Below are 15,101 nucleotides of genomic sequence, written 5' to 3'. Positions count from 1 at the left end.
CCGTTCGCGCGCTGAAGCGCCCTCCCACAACCCCTCCCTGTCAGCCCGGAGCTCATTACGGGCCCTGACGCCTCGGCCCGCCCCGGCAGCCTTCTCACGATTCACGATTCACGACTCACGATTCACACCCGGCACACCCCAAGTGCCGCCTGTGCACCTTTTATGTCAGAATGCTCTCCTCAAGGAGGACCGTCATGACACAGATGCGCTGGGAGCAGCTGCTCTCGCCTCGCCGCTTGCACGACAAGCGCTCGGCCACCGGTCGTGAAGTGGGGCGCACGCCGTTTCACAAGGATCACGATCGAATCGTTTTTTCCGGTTCGTTTCGGCGCCTGGGGCGTAAGACCCAAGTGCACCCGCTGACCGAGAACGACCATATTCATACCCGCTTGACCCACTCGCTGGAAGTCGGCTGCGTGGGCCGCTCGCTTGGCATGATCGTGGGAGAGCTATTGCGCGAGCGCCTTCCCGAATGGATCACACCGGCGGATCTCGGCGTGATCGTGCAGACCGCCTGCCTTGGCCACGATATCGGCAACCCGCCTTTCGGCCACGCCGGCGAGTATGCCATTCGTGACTGGTTTCGCCGCGCCCAGGGCAGTGGGCTGCTCGAAGGGCTCTCGGATGCCGAGTGTGAAGACTTGCTTACCTATGAAGGCAACGCTCAGGGCTTTCGCGTCATTACCCAGATCGAATACAACCAGTTCAACGGCGGTATGCGCCTCTCGGCGGCGACGCTTGGCACGCTGTTGAAGTACCCCTGGACCGTGCGCTACGGCGGACGCATGGGCAAGTTCGGCTGCTATCAGTCCGAGCAGACGCTGCTGGCGGAAGTAGCCGAAGCCGTGGGCCTTCTGCCCCAGGGCGAGCAGCGCTGGTGTCGCCACCCGCTGGCCTGGCTGGTCGAGGCCGCCGACGATATCTGCTACGCCCTGCTCGACCTGGAAGACGGGCTCGAGATGGGCATTCTGCGCTACGAGGAAGTGGTCGAGATCCTGCGCCAGATCGCCGGCGAGTTTCCGCCGGAGTACGACGCCATGCTCGAGCGCAACGTCTCCCAACGCCGGCGCATTGCGCTACTGCGCGGCGCGGCCATGGAGCGGGCAGTCAACGAGGTGGCGTCGGTCTTCGTGCAGAACGAGCAGGCGCTATTGAGCGGCACCCTCGGCGAGGACCTGCTCGAACTCTGTCATCCGGATCTGGGGTGGGGCGTACAGGCGGCCAAGCAGCTCGCCCGCGAGCGCATCTTTCAAAACGAGCGCAAGGCGAAGCTCGAGATCGGCGCCTATACCACGCTGGGTATCCTGCTGGAGGCCTTCATCGGCGCCGCTCACGAGCTTCACCATACCGGGCAGAGCTCGTTCAAGCATCAGCGGGTACTGGCGTTGATCGGCGAGAATACGCCGCTGCCTTCCTGGAGTCTTTACGACAGCTACCGGCGCATGCTCGATTTCATCGGTGGGATGACCGACCATTACGCCGTCGATCTCGCTCAGGAGATGGGCGGCCGGCTGCGCGGCGATTAAACCGAAGGCCCGCGCAGATGGCGCGGGGCCATGAGCCGCGAGTGCTCGAGCAGCACGTGAATGATCTTGTCGTGAATGGCGTCCGGCAGCGTTCCCGGCGCAAGCTCGGTGAGCTGACGCGAGAGCTGCTCGCCGCTGACCACCAGCACGTCAGAAGCGGCTTCCGAGGTATCGATCTCCCAGCCCGGCAGCACCAGCACGCCGCGCACCTTGACTGGTACCCCGCAGCGCTTCTCGAGCCACTGGGAAAGCCAGCGCGCGCCCTGGCGGGTCTTGTGCAGCGGCCGGCGCTCCTGCCAGTTGGGGAAGCGCAGGCGCTCGCGTTCCACCGCGACCTGGTTGAGCTCGCGCCCGTCGGGGGCGATCGCCAGCGTCCGCGCCCGGGTTTCGACCACGAACACGCCGTGAGGCGTGACCACCACGTGGTCGATGGTGAAGCTGTCGGTCGGCACATCGTGAAAAACGTAGTAGGGGTGCGCCTCCGGGCGAATCAGCCGCTCGAGCTCCTGACCCACCGCGAGTTCGCAGGCAAGCCCCAGCTTCAAGCGGCGAATACGCTGATAGTCGCGAATCAGCAGCAGCGAAAACGCCACCACCAGCACCGTACATAGAAGCCCGTAAAGCGCCCATTCGATCCAATCCTGATGCATCACGAAGAGCATACGCCCCATGCCATAGACCAGCGGAGCGAGGCTTACGAGCGGCCCGAGGGCACCGTTGAGAAACAGGCTCGAGTAGGCCTGGTCGAGGCGCGCGCGTAGCGCCTGGCCGGGTTCGCGCAGCGGCGCGTCGAAAGGGGATTTGACCTGCGCATCGTGCAGGCTACGAAGCGCCATGACAACGCTGGCCATGGCGGCCAGCGGGAACAGGAAAATGAGCGGTAGCAGATACTCCAGCCAAGCCATTGCAGTGCCTTACCGGTGAGCAGAATTCCTCTCTGCGGGTGGTGCGCCGGGCCGGTCAGCCGCCTGCCAGCTTGACCTTGTAACCCATCGCTTCGAGCGCGGTTTTCAGCGTATCACGATGATCGCCCTGAATCTCGACCACGCCCTCCTTGACGGCGCCGCCGGTACCGCAGCGCTTCTTGAGCGTTTTGGCCAGCGTCTTGAGCTCCTCGCCGGCCAGCGGAATGCCGCTCAGTGTGGTAACACCCTTGCCCTTGCGCCCGCTGGTTTCGCGGCGAATACGCACGATGCCGTCGAGCGAGGCGAGCCTTGCCTGCTCACTCTGCTCATCGCAGCGGCAATCACTGATCGGCGCGCGGCAATCCGGGCAGGTTCGACCCTGCTCGGTCGAATAGACAAGACCACCGAGCTGGTCACGTAATGAAGCCATACCGTTTCTCTGCAAACCCCGTTTCCGAGAGAGTCGTTTCTGAAAGAGTCGTTTCCGCCCGGCGGATGGCGCTTTCGCGCCGTTGGACCAGGCGCTTCACCACGCTCGGCAGCTGCGCCATGTGCTCGATCTCGATCGCGCCGTCCGGCGTGGTTTCCGCAGCGGGAAAGCGGTTGAGGTGGATCACCGTCATCCCCGCCTTGAGCGCGGCGCGAACGCCCACCAGCGCATCGTCGATGGCGATGCAATCGCGGGCGGCGAAACCCATGATACTGGCTGCGTGCAGATGAAGACAGGGTTCCGGCTTCCAGCAGTTGGCGGTATAGCCGCTGAAGAAACGTTTGCCGAAGTAGGCGGCGAGCCCCGTTGCGTTGAGCGCTGTCTGGATCTTGCTCTCGGGGCCGTTGGAAACCACGGCGCTGGGAAAGTGAGCAAGGTTTGCAAGCGTTGCGGTAACGCCGGGAAGGGTAACGAGTTCGCGCGCCAGGCGCCTGGCCAGATTGTCGCGCATCCCGCGCTCGGCCTGCTCGAGGCGCTCCGGGTCGACGGCGCCAAAACGCGTCTGAAGCTCGGCCACGATATTGCGAAAGCGCGCGCCGCGAAACTCGCCCATATAGTCACGGCGCTCGAAGGGCAAGCCCACACCGTTCAGGGCGGTGGCCATCTCGTCGGCCAGAAGGGGTTCGCTATCAACCAAAGTGCCATCACAATCGAACAACAAAAGTGGTAGCGGCATCGATGATCCTTGCAGCGTTTGGCTGCGGGTGGTGGTTAAAAATCCTACGATGGTCCTATTGAACGGGATTTTCAGACCTTTGTGAACACTGTTTTATAATTTTTTACAAACGAAAATCGCCCGAATGGCCCGTTTGAGGCCCTTCGAGCGCGAAATGTTCAAAAAAAGTTAAACAAAACCCTTGAGTTGCGGTTTCAGCCTTAAGACGGCTAGCGTGACAGGCGCCGCGAGTTGGCCCGGCTGCGGCGGTGATAGGGCGACATGGTTTTCTGACTGGTGTCCCACCAGGGGGCGTAATGGCCGTTCATCGCGCCAAAAAACGCCTTCTGCATCGCCATGCCCGCTTCGACGCTCGCCTCGATCTTCTCGGTCACCATGCGCTGGTTCTCGAGCATCATCGAGGGGCTGAAAAACGGCTGGGTCTGCCACAGGTGTTGGCGCTGGGCGATCGTCGAAAGCGACGTGCTCCAAAGCTCGAGTGCCATCATCGTGGCGCTGCAGATACCCATCATGGGAATGAACGGAGCGCTGAAAGGGGAAGTCGAGTGCTTCATGGCCGTTACCTGAGTGAGTGGGCGATCACCTCATGGTACGCCATTGCTGCGCTGCAACAAGTGTTTTCGAAAGCGCCAGACAGAAAAAAGGCGGCCAGGGCCGCCTTGAGAGTAACTGCACATCGAGCGATTACTTGACCTTCGGGTCCAGCTCGCCGCGGGCGTAGCGCTCGAACATGGTTTCCAGGTTGATCGGCTTGATCTTGCTGGCGTTACCGGCGGTGCCGAAGGCCTCGTAACGGGCGATGCAGAGATCGCGCATGGCCGAGACGGTCTCTTTCAGGAACTTGCGCGGGTCGAACTCGGAGGGGTTCTGCGCCATGAAACGGCGTACAGCGCCGGTGGAGGCCAGGCGCAGGTCGGTGTCGATGTTGACCTTGCGTACGCCGTGCTTGATGCCCTCGACGATCTCCTCGACCGGTACGCCGTAGGTTTCCGGGATCTCGCCGCCGTACTGGTTGATGATCTCGAGCCACTCCTGGGGCACCGAGGAGGAGCCGTGCATCACCAGATGGGTATCCGGAATGCGCGCGTGGATCTCCTTGATACGCTGGATCGACAGCGTGTCGCCGGTCGGCGGCTTGGTGAACTTGTAGGCGCCGTGGCTGGTACCGATGGCGATCGCCAGGGCGTCGACGTGGGTCGCCTTGACGAAGGCGGCGGCCTCTTCCGGATCGGTAAGAAGCTGCTCCATATCGAGCTTACCCTCGGCGCCGATACCGTCCTCTTCGCCGGCCATGCCGGTTTCCAGGCTGCCCAGGCAGCCCAGCTCACCTTCGACGGAAACGCCGCAAGCGTGCGCCATCTCGACCGCGCGCCGGGTGACGTCGACGTTGTAGTCGTAGTCCATCGGCGTCTTGCCGTCTTCGCCCAGGGAGCCATCCATCATCACCGAGGAGAAGCCAAGCTGGATCGAGCGCTGGCACACCGCGGGGCTGGTGCCGTGGTCCTGGTGCATGACCACCGGAATGTGCGGAAACTCTTCCACCGCCGCCAGAATCAGGTGGCGTAGAAACGGGGCGCCGGCGTACTTGCGCGCCCCGGCGGAGGCCTGGACGATCACCGGCGAGTCGGTCTTGTCCGCCGCTTCCATGATGGCGCGCATCTGCTCGAGGTTGTTGACGTTGAACGCCGGAATGCCGTAGCCGTGTTCGGCGGCGTGGTCGAGCATCTGGCGCATGCTAATCAAAGCCATGAGATCACCTTGGGTTGTCTGTGTTGAGGGTCGGTGTATGTAGGGTCAGGCGCCGCGGGCGGCCGCTTCCAACGCCGTTACGGCGGGAAGTGCCTTGCCTTCGACGTATTCGAGGAAGGCGCCGCCGCCGGTAGAGATATAGGAGACGCGCTCACCGATGGCGTACTTGTCGATGGCGGCCAGGGTATCACCGCCGCCGGCGATCGAAAATGCCGGGCTTTCAGCGATCGCTTTCGAGAGCGCCTCGGTGCCCTTGCCGAACTGATCGATTTCGAACACGCCCACCGGGCCATTCCACAGGATCGTGCCGGCATCCTTCAAGAGCCCGGCCAGGTGAGCCGCGGTGTCCGGGCCGATATCGAGGATCATCTCGTTATCCGCCACCTGATCGACCGGCTTGACCGTCGCTTGCGCGGACTCGGAAAACTCGGTGGCCACCACCACGTCGGTGGGAATCGGAATATCGACGTGGGCCATCAGCGCTTTGGCCTGGTCGAGTAGCTCCGCCTCGTACAGCGACTTGCCGACATTATAGCCCGCCGCGGCGATGAAGGTGTTGGCGATGCCGCCGCCGACGATCAGCTGGTCGCACTTTTCAGCCAAGGCGTTCAGCACCTCGAGCTTGGTCGAGACCTTGGAGCCGCCGACGATCGCCGCCATTGGGCGTTTCGGCGTGGCCAGCGCCTTCTCGAGCGCTTCAAGCTCGCCGGCGAGCAGCGGCCCGGCGCAGGCGCTGGGCGCAAAGCGCGCTACGCCGTGAGTCGAGGCCTGGGCGCGGTGGGCGGTGCCGAAGGCGTCCATCACGAAGATGTCGCAAAGCGCGGCGTAGCGCTTGGCCAGAGCCTCGTCGTCCTTCTTCTCGCCGACGTTGAAGCGCACGTTCTCGAGCAGCACGACGTCGCCGTTTGCGAGCGTAGGCGCGGTGTCGAGGTAGTCGGTCGCAAGCGTGACCGGCTGACCCAGAAGCTCAGCCAGGTGCTCGGCGACCGGGGCCAGCGAAAACTCCTCGGCGCGCTCACCTTCCGTGGGGCGACCCAAGTGGCTCATCAACATTACCTTCGCGCCGGCGTCCACCGCCGCCTGAATGGTCGGCAGCGCGGCGCGCAGGCGCGCGTCGCTCGATACGCGGCCCTGCTTGATCGGGACGTTGAGATCCTCGCGGATCAGTACGCGTTTCCCGTTCAGCGACAGTTCGGACATCTTTTGCACGTTCATCGAAGCGGCTTCCTTGTAGTTGGCGTAAGAGAGTTGGCGTCAAGAGGGTTGGCGGTCAGGCGTCAGCGCTCCGGGGGCGCGGCGAGCGAAGCAAGCCTTTGACTGATATCCAGCATGCGGTTGGCAAAGCCCCACTCGTTGTCGAACCAGCAGAGCAGTTTCACCAGCCGCTTGCCAGCGACGCGCGTTTGGGTGGCGTCCAGAATGCCCGAGTGCGGGTCGTGGTTGAAGTCGCTCGAGGCCATCGGCGCCTCGCTGTAGTCCAGCACCCCGGCCAGCCGCGTGCGGCATACCTGCTCAAGCAGCGCGTTGACTTCCTGGGCGTCGGTGTCGCGGTTCACGGTGAGCGCGGCGTCCATCGCCGAGACGTTGATGGTCGGCACGCGCACGTGCAGGCACTCGAAGCGCCCCTTGAGCGCCGGCATCAGGCGGCTGATACCCACCGCCAGGCCCGTGTCCACCGGCACGATCGAGTGCATCGCCGAGCGGGTCAGGCGCAGGTCGGTTTGATGGTAGGCGTCGATCACCGGCTGGTCGTTCATCGCCGAGTGAATGGTGGTGGTCACACCGTGCGCAAGCCCCAGCGCCTCGTCGAGGACCGTGAGAAGCGGCACCAGGCAGTTGGTGGTGCAGGAGGCCGCCGAGAGGATGCGCTGGTCGAGCGACAGCGTGTCTTCGTTGATGCCCCAGACGATGGTGGCGTCGACGTCGGACTCCGCCGGCTGCGAGAACAAAAGCCGTTTGGCGCCAGCGGCCAAGTGCTTCTCGGCGGTAGCGCGATCCTTGAAGCTACCCGAGCACTCGAGCACCAGGTCGATGCCGAGCTCGCGCCAGGGCAGGCGCGTCGGGTCGGGCTCATTAAGCACCTGAATGCGCCGGCCATCGACGATCAGCGCATCACCGTCGCTCTCCACCTCGGCGGGAAAGCGGCCGTGGGTGGTATCGAAGCGAGTGAGGTACGCGATCGTGGCCAAATCCGACAGCTCGTTGATCGCCACGATCTCGACCGTCGGCAGGTCGCGCTCGACCAGCGCGCGCAGCACGCACTGGCCGATGCGGCCGTAGCCGTTAATGGCGATACGAAAGGCGGGCGTGGGTTCGGCCATGGGCAGCTCTTTGTCAAACGGTGGTGGCCAGACGGCCGTAAACTCGCGTGATCATAGCGTATTTCAGGTCCCGGCTCCTACCAGCTGCCAGGCCAGCGGCAGCATTAGCGCGGTGAAGATGCCGGTCAGGCTCATGCCGAGCGAGGCAAAGGCGCCGGCGGTAGGGCTTAGCTCGAAGGCGCGCACGGTGCCAATGGCGTGGCCGTTGAGCCCGAGGGTAAAACCAATGATGCGCTCGTCCTCGATCTTTAAAAGCCGCGCCGCCGGCCCGGTGAACGCCGCCGTGGCCACCCCGGTGACCAGCAGCGCGCCGAGCATCAGCGCCACCGACCCGCCGATCGTTTCGGTTACGCCGATGGCGATGGGCGCGGTGACCGACTTGGCGGCAAGCGAGGCGAGAATATCGGTTGGCGCCCCCATCAGCCAGGCAAGCCCCAGCGCGTAGCAGGCCGCCAGGCTCGCCGCGATCGGCAGGCATACGGCGAGCTCCCGCCATAGCGCGCGAATGTGAGGCAGCTGCTGATAAAGCGGCATGCCGAGCGCCACGGTGGCCGGCCCCAACAGGAGTGTCAGCCACATGGCGCCTTCCCGGTAACGCGCGTAGGGCAGGCCAAGCAGCGCCAGCATCCCGGCCAGCAAAAGCGCGGCGATCAGCACTGCCGGCAGCCACGCCGGGCGCTTCAATCGCACAAACAGTACGTTGGCGACGATGAACGCCAAAAGCGTGAGCGCCACGGCAAAAAGCGGCGAGGCGGCCAGCGTATCGATCAAACCATCAGCGTTCATGGGCGGTGTTCATCAGGCGTTTAAGAAGCCACAGCGTGGTGGCCACGCTCAAGAGCGTGCCCGCGATCAAGGCAACGAGAATCGTCAGCCATTGGCCGGCGAGCTCGTCGAGAATGAAAAACACGCCGACCACGCCGGGCATGATCAGCATCGCCAATAGCGCGATCAGGGGCTGCGCCGCGGCGGCCAGAGCGGCGGGCACACGGCGAAGCAGCATGAGCGTGGCGGTCAGCAACAGCATCCCGACCACGCCGGCGGAAACGGGCAGACCGGAGAGGCGGATCACCGCCTCCCCGATCAGGTAGTAGCCCAACAGCCAGAGAAAACCGCTCAGTGCAGGCATCGAAACTCAGCGCGCGGGCGCGATCAGCCCAGAAGCTGTTGGGCCTGCTCGACCACGTTCTCGACCGTAAAGCCGAAGTGCTTGAACAGATCGCCCGCCGGGGCGGACTCGCCAAAGGTGGTCATGCCGATCACCCGGCCGCCGAGACCCACGTACTTGTACCAGTAGTCGGCGTGGCCGGCTTCGATGGCGATGCGTTTGGTCACCGCGCGGGGCAGCACGCTCTCCCTGTACTCGGCGTCCTGCTCGTCGAAGCGGTCGGTCGAAGGCATCGACACCACGCGCACCGCGTGGCCCTGGCTTTCGAGTGCGGCGGCGGCGTCCATGGCCAGCGCCACTTCCGAGCCGGTGGCGATCAGGATCAGCGACGGCGTGGCGCCACTCTCCTTCAGCACGTAGGCGCCGCGGCGGATATCGGTCAGCTGCGATCGGGTACGCGCCTGGTGCGGCAGGTTCTGGCGCGACAGCACCAGCGCCGTGGGGCCCGAGCGACGCTTGAGCGCCGCGTCCCAGGCCGCCATGGTTTCGACGGCGTCACACGGGCGCCAGGTGGCGAGATTCGGCGTGGTGCGAAGGCTGGTGAGCTGCTCGATCGGCTGGTGGGTCGGGCCATCCTCGCCAAGGCCAATGGAGTCGTGGGTGAACACGTAGACGGCGTGGTTACCGATCAGCGCGGCCATGCGCACGGCGTTGCGCATGTACTCCATGAAGATCAAGAAGGTCGCCCCATACGGCACGAAGCCGCCGTGCAGAGCGATGCCGTTCATTACCGCGCCCATGCCGAACTCGCGCACCCCGTAGTGCAGGTAGCTGCCGCTCGGGTCTTCGGCGGTGATCGCCCGGGTGCCTTCCCAATAGGTCAGGTTCGACGGCGCGAGATCGGCGCTGCCGCCAAGAAGCTCCGGCATCTGCGGGCCGATGGCGTTGAGCGCCAGTAGAGATGCCTTGCGCGAAGCGAGGGTCTCGCCCTTCTCCTGGGCTTTCTCGATCAGCGCTTCGGTGCCAAGTTCGGCCGGCAATTCGCCTTTCATGCGGCGCTGGAACTCGCGGGCGAGCTCCGGGTGGGCGTCCGCGTAGCGGGCGAAGCGCTCCTCCCAAGCCTCTTGCTGCTTTTTACCCGCCTCGCGAGCGTCCCAGGCGGAGTAGACCGGCTCGGGAATATGGAAGGGCGCGTGCTCCCAACCCAACTGCTGGCGCGCCGCCGCCACTTCCTCGTCACCCAGCGGGGCGCCGTGAGCGTCCTCCTTGCCCTGTTTGTTGGGCGCGCCGAAGCCGATGATGGTCTTGCAGATGATCAGGCTCGGCTTGTCGCTCTGTTTGGCCAGCTCGATGGCGGCCTTGATCTCATCGGGTTTATGGCCGTCGACGTTGGGCACCACGTGCCAGCCGTAGGACTCGAAGCGCTTGGCGGTGTCGTCAGTGAACCAGCCCTCGACCTCGCCGTCGATGGAGATACCGTTGTCGTCATACAGCGCGATCAGCTTGTCCAGCTGTTGGGTACCGGCAAACGACGCTGCCTCGTGGGAGACACCCTCCATCAGGCAGCCGTCGCCGAGAAAGCACCAGGTGTGGTGATCGACCACGGTGTGGCCCGGACGGTTGAACTGCGCGGCCAGGGTGCGTTCGGCCAGGGCAAAGCCCACGGCATTGGCAAAGCCCTGACCCAGCGGGCCGGTAGTGGTCTCGATCCCCGGGGCGTAGCCGAACTCCGGGTGGCCGGCGGTGGGCGAGTGGAGCTGGCGAAACGCCTGCAGGTGCTCCAGGCTCACGTCGTAGCCGGTGAGGTGCAAAAGCGAGTAGAGCAGCATCGAGCCGTGGCCGTTGGAGAGCACGAAGCGGTCGCGGTCGGCCCACTTCGGATCCTCGGGGTTGTGCTTCAAGTAGTCGTTCCACAGCACCTCGGCGATATCCGCCATTCCCATGGGGGCGCCGGGGTGGCCGGACTTGGCCTTCTGGACGGCATCCATGGAAAGGGCGCGAATGGCGTTGGCCAGCTCAAAACGGGACGGCATGGGGTGCTCCTCGCCTTTAAACGGTAAACGGATATCGAGAACAGGAAAGGCGCTATTGTCGCTGACTTCCCCGGTATCGGCAAATTAAGGGGGCACGTTGTGGGAAGAAGCGCGCCACATGTGTAAACTTCAGCGTTTGATGCGGTCTCGCCGCTTTGACACTCGCGCAGGGTGCCTCCTGCCGCGATTTTTCTGATGCTGCCGTCCGGCAGCCGTCGTATGAGGGCCCAGCGCGTAATGAGCGAATATTCCCTGTTCACCTCCGAATCTGTTTCCGAGGGGCATCCCGATAAAATTGCCGATCAGATTTCCGATGCGGTGCTGGATGCGATCATCGCCCGGGACAAGCAGGCGCGCGTGGCCTGCGAGACGCTGGTGAAAACCGGCGTGGCGATCATCGCCGGTGAGATCACCACCTCCGCTTGGGTCGATCTGGAAACTCTGGTGCGCGATGTGATTATTGATATCGGCTACACCTCGTCGCAAGTCGGCTTCGACGGCGCCACCTGTGGCGTGGTGAACCTGATCGGCAAGCAGAGCGTGGAGATCGCTCAGGGCGTGGATCGCTCCAAGCCCGAGGACCAGGGCGCCGGCGACCAGGGCCTGATGTTCGGCTACGCCACCAACGAGACCGACTCCTACATGCCGGCGCCGATCCACTACTCGCACCGGTTGGTGGAGCGCCAGGCGGAGCTTCGCAAGAATGGCTTACTGCCGTGGCTGCGCCCGGACGCCAAGAGCCAGGTCACCTTCCGCTACGATCAAAACGGCCAGCCCTGCGGCGTCGACGCCGTCGTGCTCTCGACCCAGCACGACCCGGAGATCGCCCAGGAGGACTTGCGCCACATGGTCCAGCGCGAGATCATCGAGGAAGTCCTGCCCGCCGAGTGGCTCGACGACAAGACCCAGTACCACATTAACCCGACGGGCAAGTTCGTGATCGGCGGGCCGGTGGGCGACTGCGGCCTGACCGGGCGCAAGATCATCGTCGACACCTACGGCGGCATGGCCCGTCACGGCGGTGGCGCGTTCTCCGGCAAGGATCCGTCGAAGGTCGATAGAAGCGCCGCCTACGCCGGGCGCTACGTGGCCAAGAACGTGGTCGCGGCAGGTTTGGCCGACAAGTGCGAAATTCAGGTCTCTTACGCCATCGGCGTGGCCGAGCCGACGTCCGTCTCCATCGACACCTTCGGCACCGGCAAGATCGACGACGCCACCATCGTCAAACTGGTGCGCGAGCATTTCGACCTGCGCCCCTACGCGATCACCAAAATGCTCGATCTTTTGCACCCGATGTACCAGCTCACCGCCGCCTACGGCCACTTCGGTCGCGAGCCCTTCGAGCATAGTTACACCTGGATCGACGACAAGGGCGAGACCCGCACCGAGACCTTCACCGCCTTCCCCTGGGAGAAGACCGACAAGGCGGAGGCGCTCAAACGCGCCGCCGGCCTCTAAACGGTCCCACGCTCGACACTGCGCCCTCGGCTCTGCCGGGGGCGTTTTTTATGGGCGAAAGCGCGGCCTCTGCCCTAGGCTGGTTATGAATAGTTAGCCTGGGGCCAAGCCATGATGATCGCAGGGCGCACGCTCTCTTCTCTTTTTACGCTGCTGACCGCGCTGGCGCTGCTGGTGCCCGGTGCTCGCGCCGACGACTGCCCACCCTGGCCGGATGAGCGGCTCGCGCTCGAAACCCGGGCGCTCGCCGAGCAGATCGCACTGTGGGATTTGAGCTACCACGGCGAGGGCGTGGCGCTGGTCAGCGACACGCTCTACGACCAGGCCGCGGCGCGGCTTGCGCAGTGGCAGCGCTGTCTGGGGCAAACGCCGAATCACCGGCCGCTCGACAACGTGCTGGAGGCTGAGGCGTCCCGCCCTGACGCTGTTCGCACGACTTCTACCCGCGAAAGCCCCACCCGGATCACCTCAACCCGCACTACTTCCACCCGCGCCCATCCGGCGGCCCAGACCGGGCTCGAGAAAACCGACGAAGCCGGCGTGCGCCGCTTCACCACTCGCCGCGACAATCTCTGGATTCAGCCCAAGGTCGACGGCGTGGCGGTGACGCTCGCCTATGAAGCCGGCGAGCTGATCGAGGCCGTCAGCCGCGGCGACGGCGAGCGCGGTCAGAACTGGACGCCCCGGGCGCTGGAGCTCCCCGCAGTGCCCAACCGGCTGCCCCAGGCCATCGACGCGATTTTTCAGGGCGAGCTCTACTGGCGCCTGGATGATCACGTTCAGGCCCAAACGCCGGAGAGCGGCGCCCGCGGGCGAGTGGCCGGCGTGATGGCCCAGCGCGCGCCGAGTGTGCAAGCGCTCGAGGGCGTTGGTCTGTTCGTCTGGGACTGGCCGGATGGGCCGACCGACATGGCCGAAAGGCTATCCAGCCTCACGGCGCTGGGCTTCGATACCGCCGCCTACACTCACCGCCTCGATGAGGCGCGCGACGCCGGCTACTGGCGCGAGAGCTGGTTCAACGCGCCGCTGCCCTTCGCCACCGACGGCGTGGTGATCAAAGAGGCCAAGCGCCCCGGGATCCAGAGCTGGTCGTCCTCGCCGCCGAGCTGGGCGGTGGCCTGGAAGTACCCGCCGAGCCAGGCGCTGGCCCAGGTGCGCGGCGTCGAGTTTCGCGTCGGCCGCACCGGGCGTATCACGCCTTTGCTCCACCTCTACCCGGTCGAGCTCGACGGGCGGCGCATCACGCGGGTGTCACTGGGCTCGCTCGATCGCTGGCGCGAGTGGGACGTGCGCCCCGGCGACCAGATCGCCGTCGCGCTGGCCGGGCTCACCATCCCCCAGGTAAATGAGGTGGTCTGGCACACCCGCGAGCGCGCCGAGCTGACCCCGCCAACGCCGGAGCGCTATCATCTTCTGAGCTGCTTTTCGCTGACGCCGGGCTGTTTCGATCAGCTTTTGGCGCGGCTGACTTACCTTGGCGAGCGGCTGAACATGCGCGGCGTGGGCGAAGGTACCTGGCGGGCGCTGCTGGAGGCGGGGGCAGTGGACGATCTGCTGGGCTGGCAGCGGTTGAGTCGCGAGGCGCTCACGCAGGTTTCCGGCATCGGCGAGGCGCGCGCCGAAACGCTTTTAAGCGCGTTTGACCAGGCACGCGGCGCCTCCTTCGCGACCTGGCTTGCGGCACTTGGCGTACCGCCGGGAGCGGACGCGCGCCTGCAGGAGTGGGACACCCTAAAGGCGTTAAGCGCAGCCGATTGGGAGGCCCGCCCCGGCGTCGGCCCCGTGCGCAGCGAAGCGCTGGCGGCGTTTTTCAGCCACCCCGAGATCGAGCGCATGGCGATCCAGCTACGCGCCTTCGGCGTGGCCGGTTTTTAAACGGCGGCCTTCTAACCAAGCCCGGTCAGCGACAGCATGACACCCAGGTACAGCGGTATCAGCAGCGGCGCCAGCAGCGTGCTAACCAGCACCGCCAGCGCCCCCTTTTGCGGCTCGATGCCAAGCTCCATGGCGACCACCACCACGTTGGAGGCCATCGGCACCACGCTCAAGAGCAAAAGCGCCAGCCCAAGCGTGGGCGAAAGCGGCGTGAAGGCGGCAAGTGCGAGCACGATGACAAGCATCAACAGCGGCCACACCACGTAACGAAGCCCCACGCAGGCGAGCACGAAGCGGCTGTCCCAGGCGGCCAGCTTCACTTGGCTCAGGGTCATGCCGATGATCATCATGCCCAGCAGCGTATAGCTTGCTGGAAACACGGAAAGCGACGTCATCACCGGCTCGGGTAGCCGTATCGACAGCGCGCTGAGCAAAAGCGCCGAGCCAAACGCGTAGAGCAGCGGCAGCCGGCTGATCTTGATTAGGCTCTGGCGCACCGAAAACTGACCGCGCGCGCTCAGGTAGAAGCCCACTGTGAACTCGTAGAGGTTGATTCCCAGCATGCAGAACAGATAGAGCGTGACCCCTTCCGGCGGCAGCAGAATCAGCGCGATCGGCAGGCCAAAGTAGCCGGTGTTGCCGGTGCCCGAAGAGAACGCCAGAAGCGCCGCCTCGTGGGCGCCGAAGTGGCGCTGCGCCAACGCGTTGACCACCAGCGCCATGGTGCTTGTAAGTAAAAAAAGCGATAGCGTAAGCAGCAGATAATCCGCGGTCGGCTCGCCGTTCATCAGCGCGCGAAAGACGGTGAGCGGCGCGATCACGTAGACCAGCAGGGTCGCGATGGGGCGCGGGTCCACTTGAAGCCGCCGGGCGGCGACGAGCCCCAGCGCCACGAAGCTCAAAAGCGTCAGCAGCGGGCCCAGTAGCGTGGCAAGGGAGAGATCCATGAGGCGTCCAGAC

Annotated in this window: 14 protein-coding genes; 3 read left to right on the top strand and 11 right to left on the bottom strand. The window is 64.8% G+C overall.

Annotation, left to right across the window (positions count from 1 at the left end; all coding sequences use genetic code 11):
* Positions 1–194: 194 nt before the first annotated feature.
* On the top strand, positions 195–1,526 hold the full coding sequence (locus ACGK9R_RS17020) for a deoxyguanosinetriphosphate triphosphohydrolase (protein ID WP_394583498.1): 1,332 nt from the start codon (positions 195–197) through the stop codon (positions 1,524–1,526).
* Here the strand turns inward: ACGK9R_RS17020 and ACGK9R_RS17015 are convergent.
* The 10 genes from ACGK9R_RS17015 to tkt all read right to left on the bottom strand — a co-directional run bounded on the left by ACGK9R_RS17015 (position 1,523) and on the right by tkt (position 10,808).
* Entirely contained in the window at positions 1,523–2,431 is a 909-nt protein-coding gene (locus tag ACGK9R_RS17015; protein ID WP_394583497.1) for a nuclease-related domain-containing protein, read from the bottom strand. The genes ACGK9R_RS17020 and ACGK9R_RS17015 overlap by 4 nt on opposite strands.
* Before the next feature lie 55 nt (positions 2,432–2,486).
* Positions 2,487–2,861, bottom strand: a complete 375-nt coding sequence (locus ACGK9R_RS17010) for a translation initiation factor Sui1 (protein ID WP_394583495.1) — start codon at positions 2,859–2,861, stop codon at positions 2,487–2,489.
* Entirely contained in the window at positions 2,845–3,597 is a 753-nt protein-coding gene (locus tag ACGK9R_RS17005; protein ID WP_394583494.1) for an HAD-IA family hydrolase, read from the bottom strand. The genes ACGK9R_RS17010 and ACGK9R_RS17005 overlap by 17 nt, the downstream gene beginning before the upstream one ends.
* A gap of 209 nt (positions 3,598–3,806) precedes the next feature.
* Entirely contained in the window at positions 3,807–4,151 is a 345-nt protein-coding gene (locus tag ACGK9R_RS17000; RefSeq protein WP_394583492.1) for a hypothetical protein, read from the bottom strand.
* Positions 4,152–4,281: 130 nt separating this feature from the next.
* A complete protein-coding gene (gene fba / locus ACGK9R_RS16995; RefSeq protein WP_394583490.1) occupies positions 4,282–5,346 on the bottom strand; it encodes a class II fructose-bisphosphate aldolase in 1,065 nt (354 codons plus the stop codon).
* A 45-nt stretch (positions 5,347–5,391) separates the two neighbouring features.
* On the bottom strand, positions 5,392–6,561 hold the full coding sequence (locus tag ACGK9R_RS16990) for a phosphoglycerate kinase (RefSeq protein WP_394583489.1): 1,170 nt from the start codon (positions 6,559–6,561) through the stop codon (positions 5,392–5,394).
* Positions 6,562–6,623: 62 nt separating this feature from the next.
* Entirely contained in the window at positions 6,624–7,667 is a 1,044-nt protein-coding gene (locus ACGK9R_RS16985; protein WP_394583487.1) for a type I glyceraldehyde-3-phosphate dehydrogenase, read from the bottom strand.
* A 63-nt stretch (positions 7,668–7,730) separates the two neighbouring features.
* A complete protein-coding gene (locus ACGK9R_RS16980; protein ID WP_394583485.1) occupies positions 7,731–8,453 on the bottom strand; it encodes an LrgB family protein in 723 nt (240 codons plus the stop codon).
* On the bottom strand, positions 8,443–8,796 hold the full coding sequence (locus tag ACGK9R_RS16975) for a CidA/LrgA family protein (RefSeq protein ID WP_394583483.1): 354 nt from the start codon (positions 8,794–8,796) through the stop codon (positions 8,443–8,445). Before ACGK9R_RS16975 ends, ACGK9R_RS16980 begins: the two co-directional genes overlap by 11 nt.
* 23 nt (positions 8,797–8,819) lie before the next feature.
* Positions 8,820–10,808: a transketolase gene (gene tkt, locus ACGK9R_RS16970; RefSeq protein WP_394583481.1), complete on the bottom strand. Its 1,989-nt coding sequence runs from the start codon at positions 10,806–10,808 to the stop codon at positions 8,820–8,822.
* A gap of 237 nt (positions 10,809–11,045) precedes the next feature.
* Here tkt and metK point away from each other — a divergent pair, with 237 nt between their 5' ends.
* Both metK and ligB read left to right on the top strand, forming a co-directional pair.
* Positions 11,046–12,266: a methionine adenosyltransferase gene (gene metK, locus ACGK9R_RS16965; RefSeq protein ID WP_394583479.1), complete on the top strand. Its 1,221-nt coding sequence runs from the start codon at positions 11,046–11,048 to the stop codon at positions 12,264–12,266.
* 111 nt (positions 12,267–12,377) lie between these two features.
* The gene (gene ligB, locus ACGK9R_RS16960) at positions 12,378–14,141 is read left to right on the top strand and encodes an NAD-dependent DNA ligase LigB (RefSeq protein ID WP_394583477.1); all 1,764 of its coding nucleotides are present in this window, start codon (positions 12,378–12,380) and stop codon (positions 14,139–14,141) included.
* Between the two features lie 11 nt (positions 14,142–14,152).
* Here ligB and ACGK9R_RS16955 read toward each other — a convergent pair whose 3' ends face one another.
* On the bottom strand, positions 14,153–15,088 hold the full coding sequence (locus tag ACGK9R_RS16955; protein ID WP_394583475.1) for an AEC family transporter: 936 nt from the start codon (positions 15,086–15,088) through the stop codon (positions 14,153–14,155).
* Between the last annotated feature and the right edge of the window lie 13 nt (positions 15,089–15,101).

This window comes from Halomonas sp. HNIBRBA4712, from assembly GCF_043558675.1.
Taxonomy (GTDB): Bacteria; Pseudomonadota; Gammaproteobacteria; order Pseudomonadales; family Halomonadaceae; genus Vreelandella.
Note: the sequence above shows the minus strand (reverse complement) of the source record. Positions and strands in the feature narration are given on the sequence as shown.

Bases quoted from the DNA above. Each gene is read 5' to 3' on its own strand.
- ligB (WP_394583477.1), top strand. From the start codon at position 12,378: ATGATGATCGCAGGGCGCACGCTCTCTTCTCTTTTTACGCTGCTGACC.
- ACGK9R_RS16975 (WP_394583483.1), bottom strand. From the start codon at position 8,796: ATGCCTGCACTGAGCGGTTTTCTCTGGCTGTTGGGCTACTACCTGATC.
- ACGK9R_RS17000 (WP_394583492.1), bottom strand. From the start codon at position 4,151: ATGAAGCACTCGACTTCCCCTTTCAGCGCTCCGTTCATTCCCATGATG.
- ACGK9R_RS16980 (WP_394583485.1), bottom strand. From the start codon at position 8,453: ATGAACGCTGATGGTTTGATCGATACGCTGGCCGCCTCGCCGCTTTTT.
- ACGK9R_RS17010 (WP_394583495.1), bottom strand. From the start codon at position 2,861: ATGGCTTCATTACGTGACCAGCTCGGTGGTCTTGTCTATTCGACCGAG.
- ACGK9R_RS17015 (WP_394583497.1), bottom strand. From the start codon at position 2,431: ATGGCTTGGCTGGAGTATCTGCTACCGCTCATTTTCCTGTTCCCGCTG.
- fba (WP_394583490.1), bottom strand. From the start codon at position 5,346: ATGGCTTTGATTAGCATGCGCCAGATGCTCGACCACGCCGCCGAACAC.
- ACGK9R_RS16955 (WP_394583475.1), bottom strand. From the start codon at position 15,088: ATGGATCTCTCCCTTGCCACGCTACTGGGCCCGCTGCTGACGCTTTTG.
- tkt (WP_394583481.1), bottom strand. From the start codon at position 10,808: ATGCCGTCCCGTTTTGAGCTGGCCAACGCCATTCGCGCCCTTTCCATG.
- ACGK9R_RS16985 (WP_394583487.1), bottom strand. From the start codon at position 7,667: ATGGCCGAACCCACGCCCGCCTTTCGTATCGCCATTAACGGCTACGGC.
- ACGK9R_RS16990 (WP_394583489.1), bottom strand. From the start codon at position 6,561: ATGAACGTGCAAAAGATGTCCGAACTGTCGCTGAACGGGAAACGCGTA.
- ACGK9R_RS17020 (WP_394583498.1), top strand. From the start codon at position 195: ATGACACAGATGCGCTGGGAGCAGCTGCTCTCGCCTCGCCGCTTGCAC.
- ACGK9R_RS17005 (WP_394583494.1), bottom strand. From the start codon at position 3,597: ATGCCGCTACCACTTTTGTTGTTCGATTGTGATGGCACTTTGGTTGAT.
- metK (WP_394583479.1), top strand. From the start codon at position 11,046: ATGAGCGAATATTCCCTGTTCACCTCCGAATCTGTTTCCGAGGGGCAT.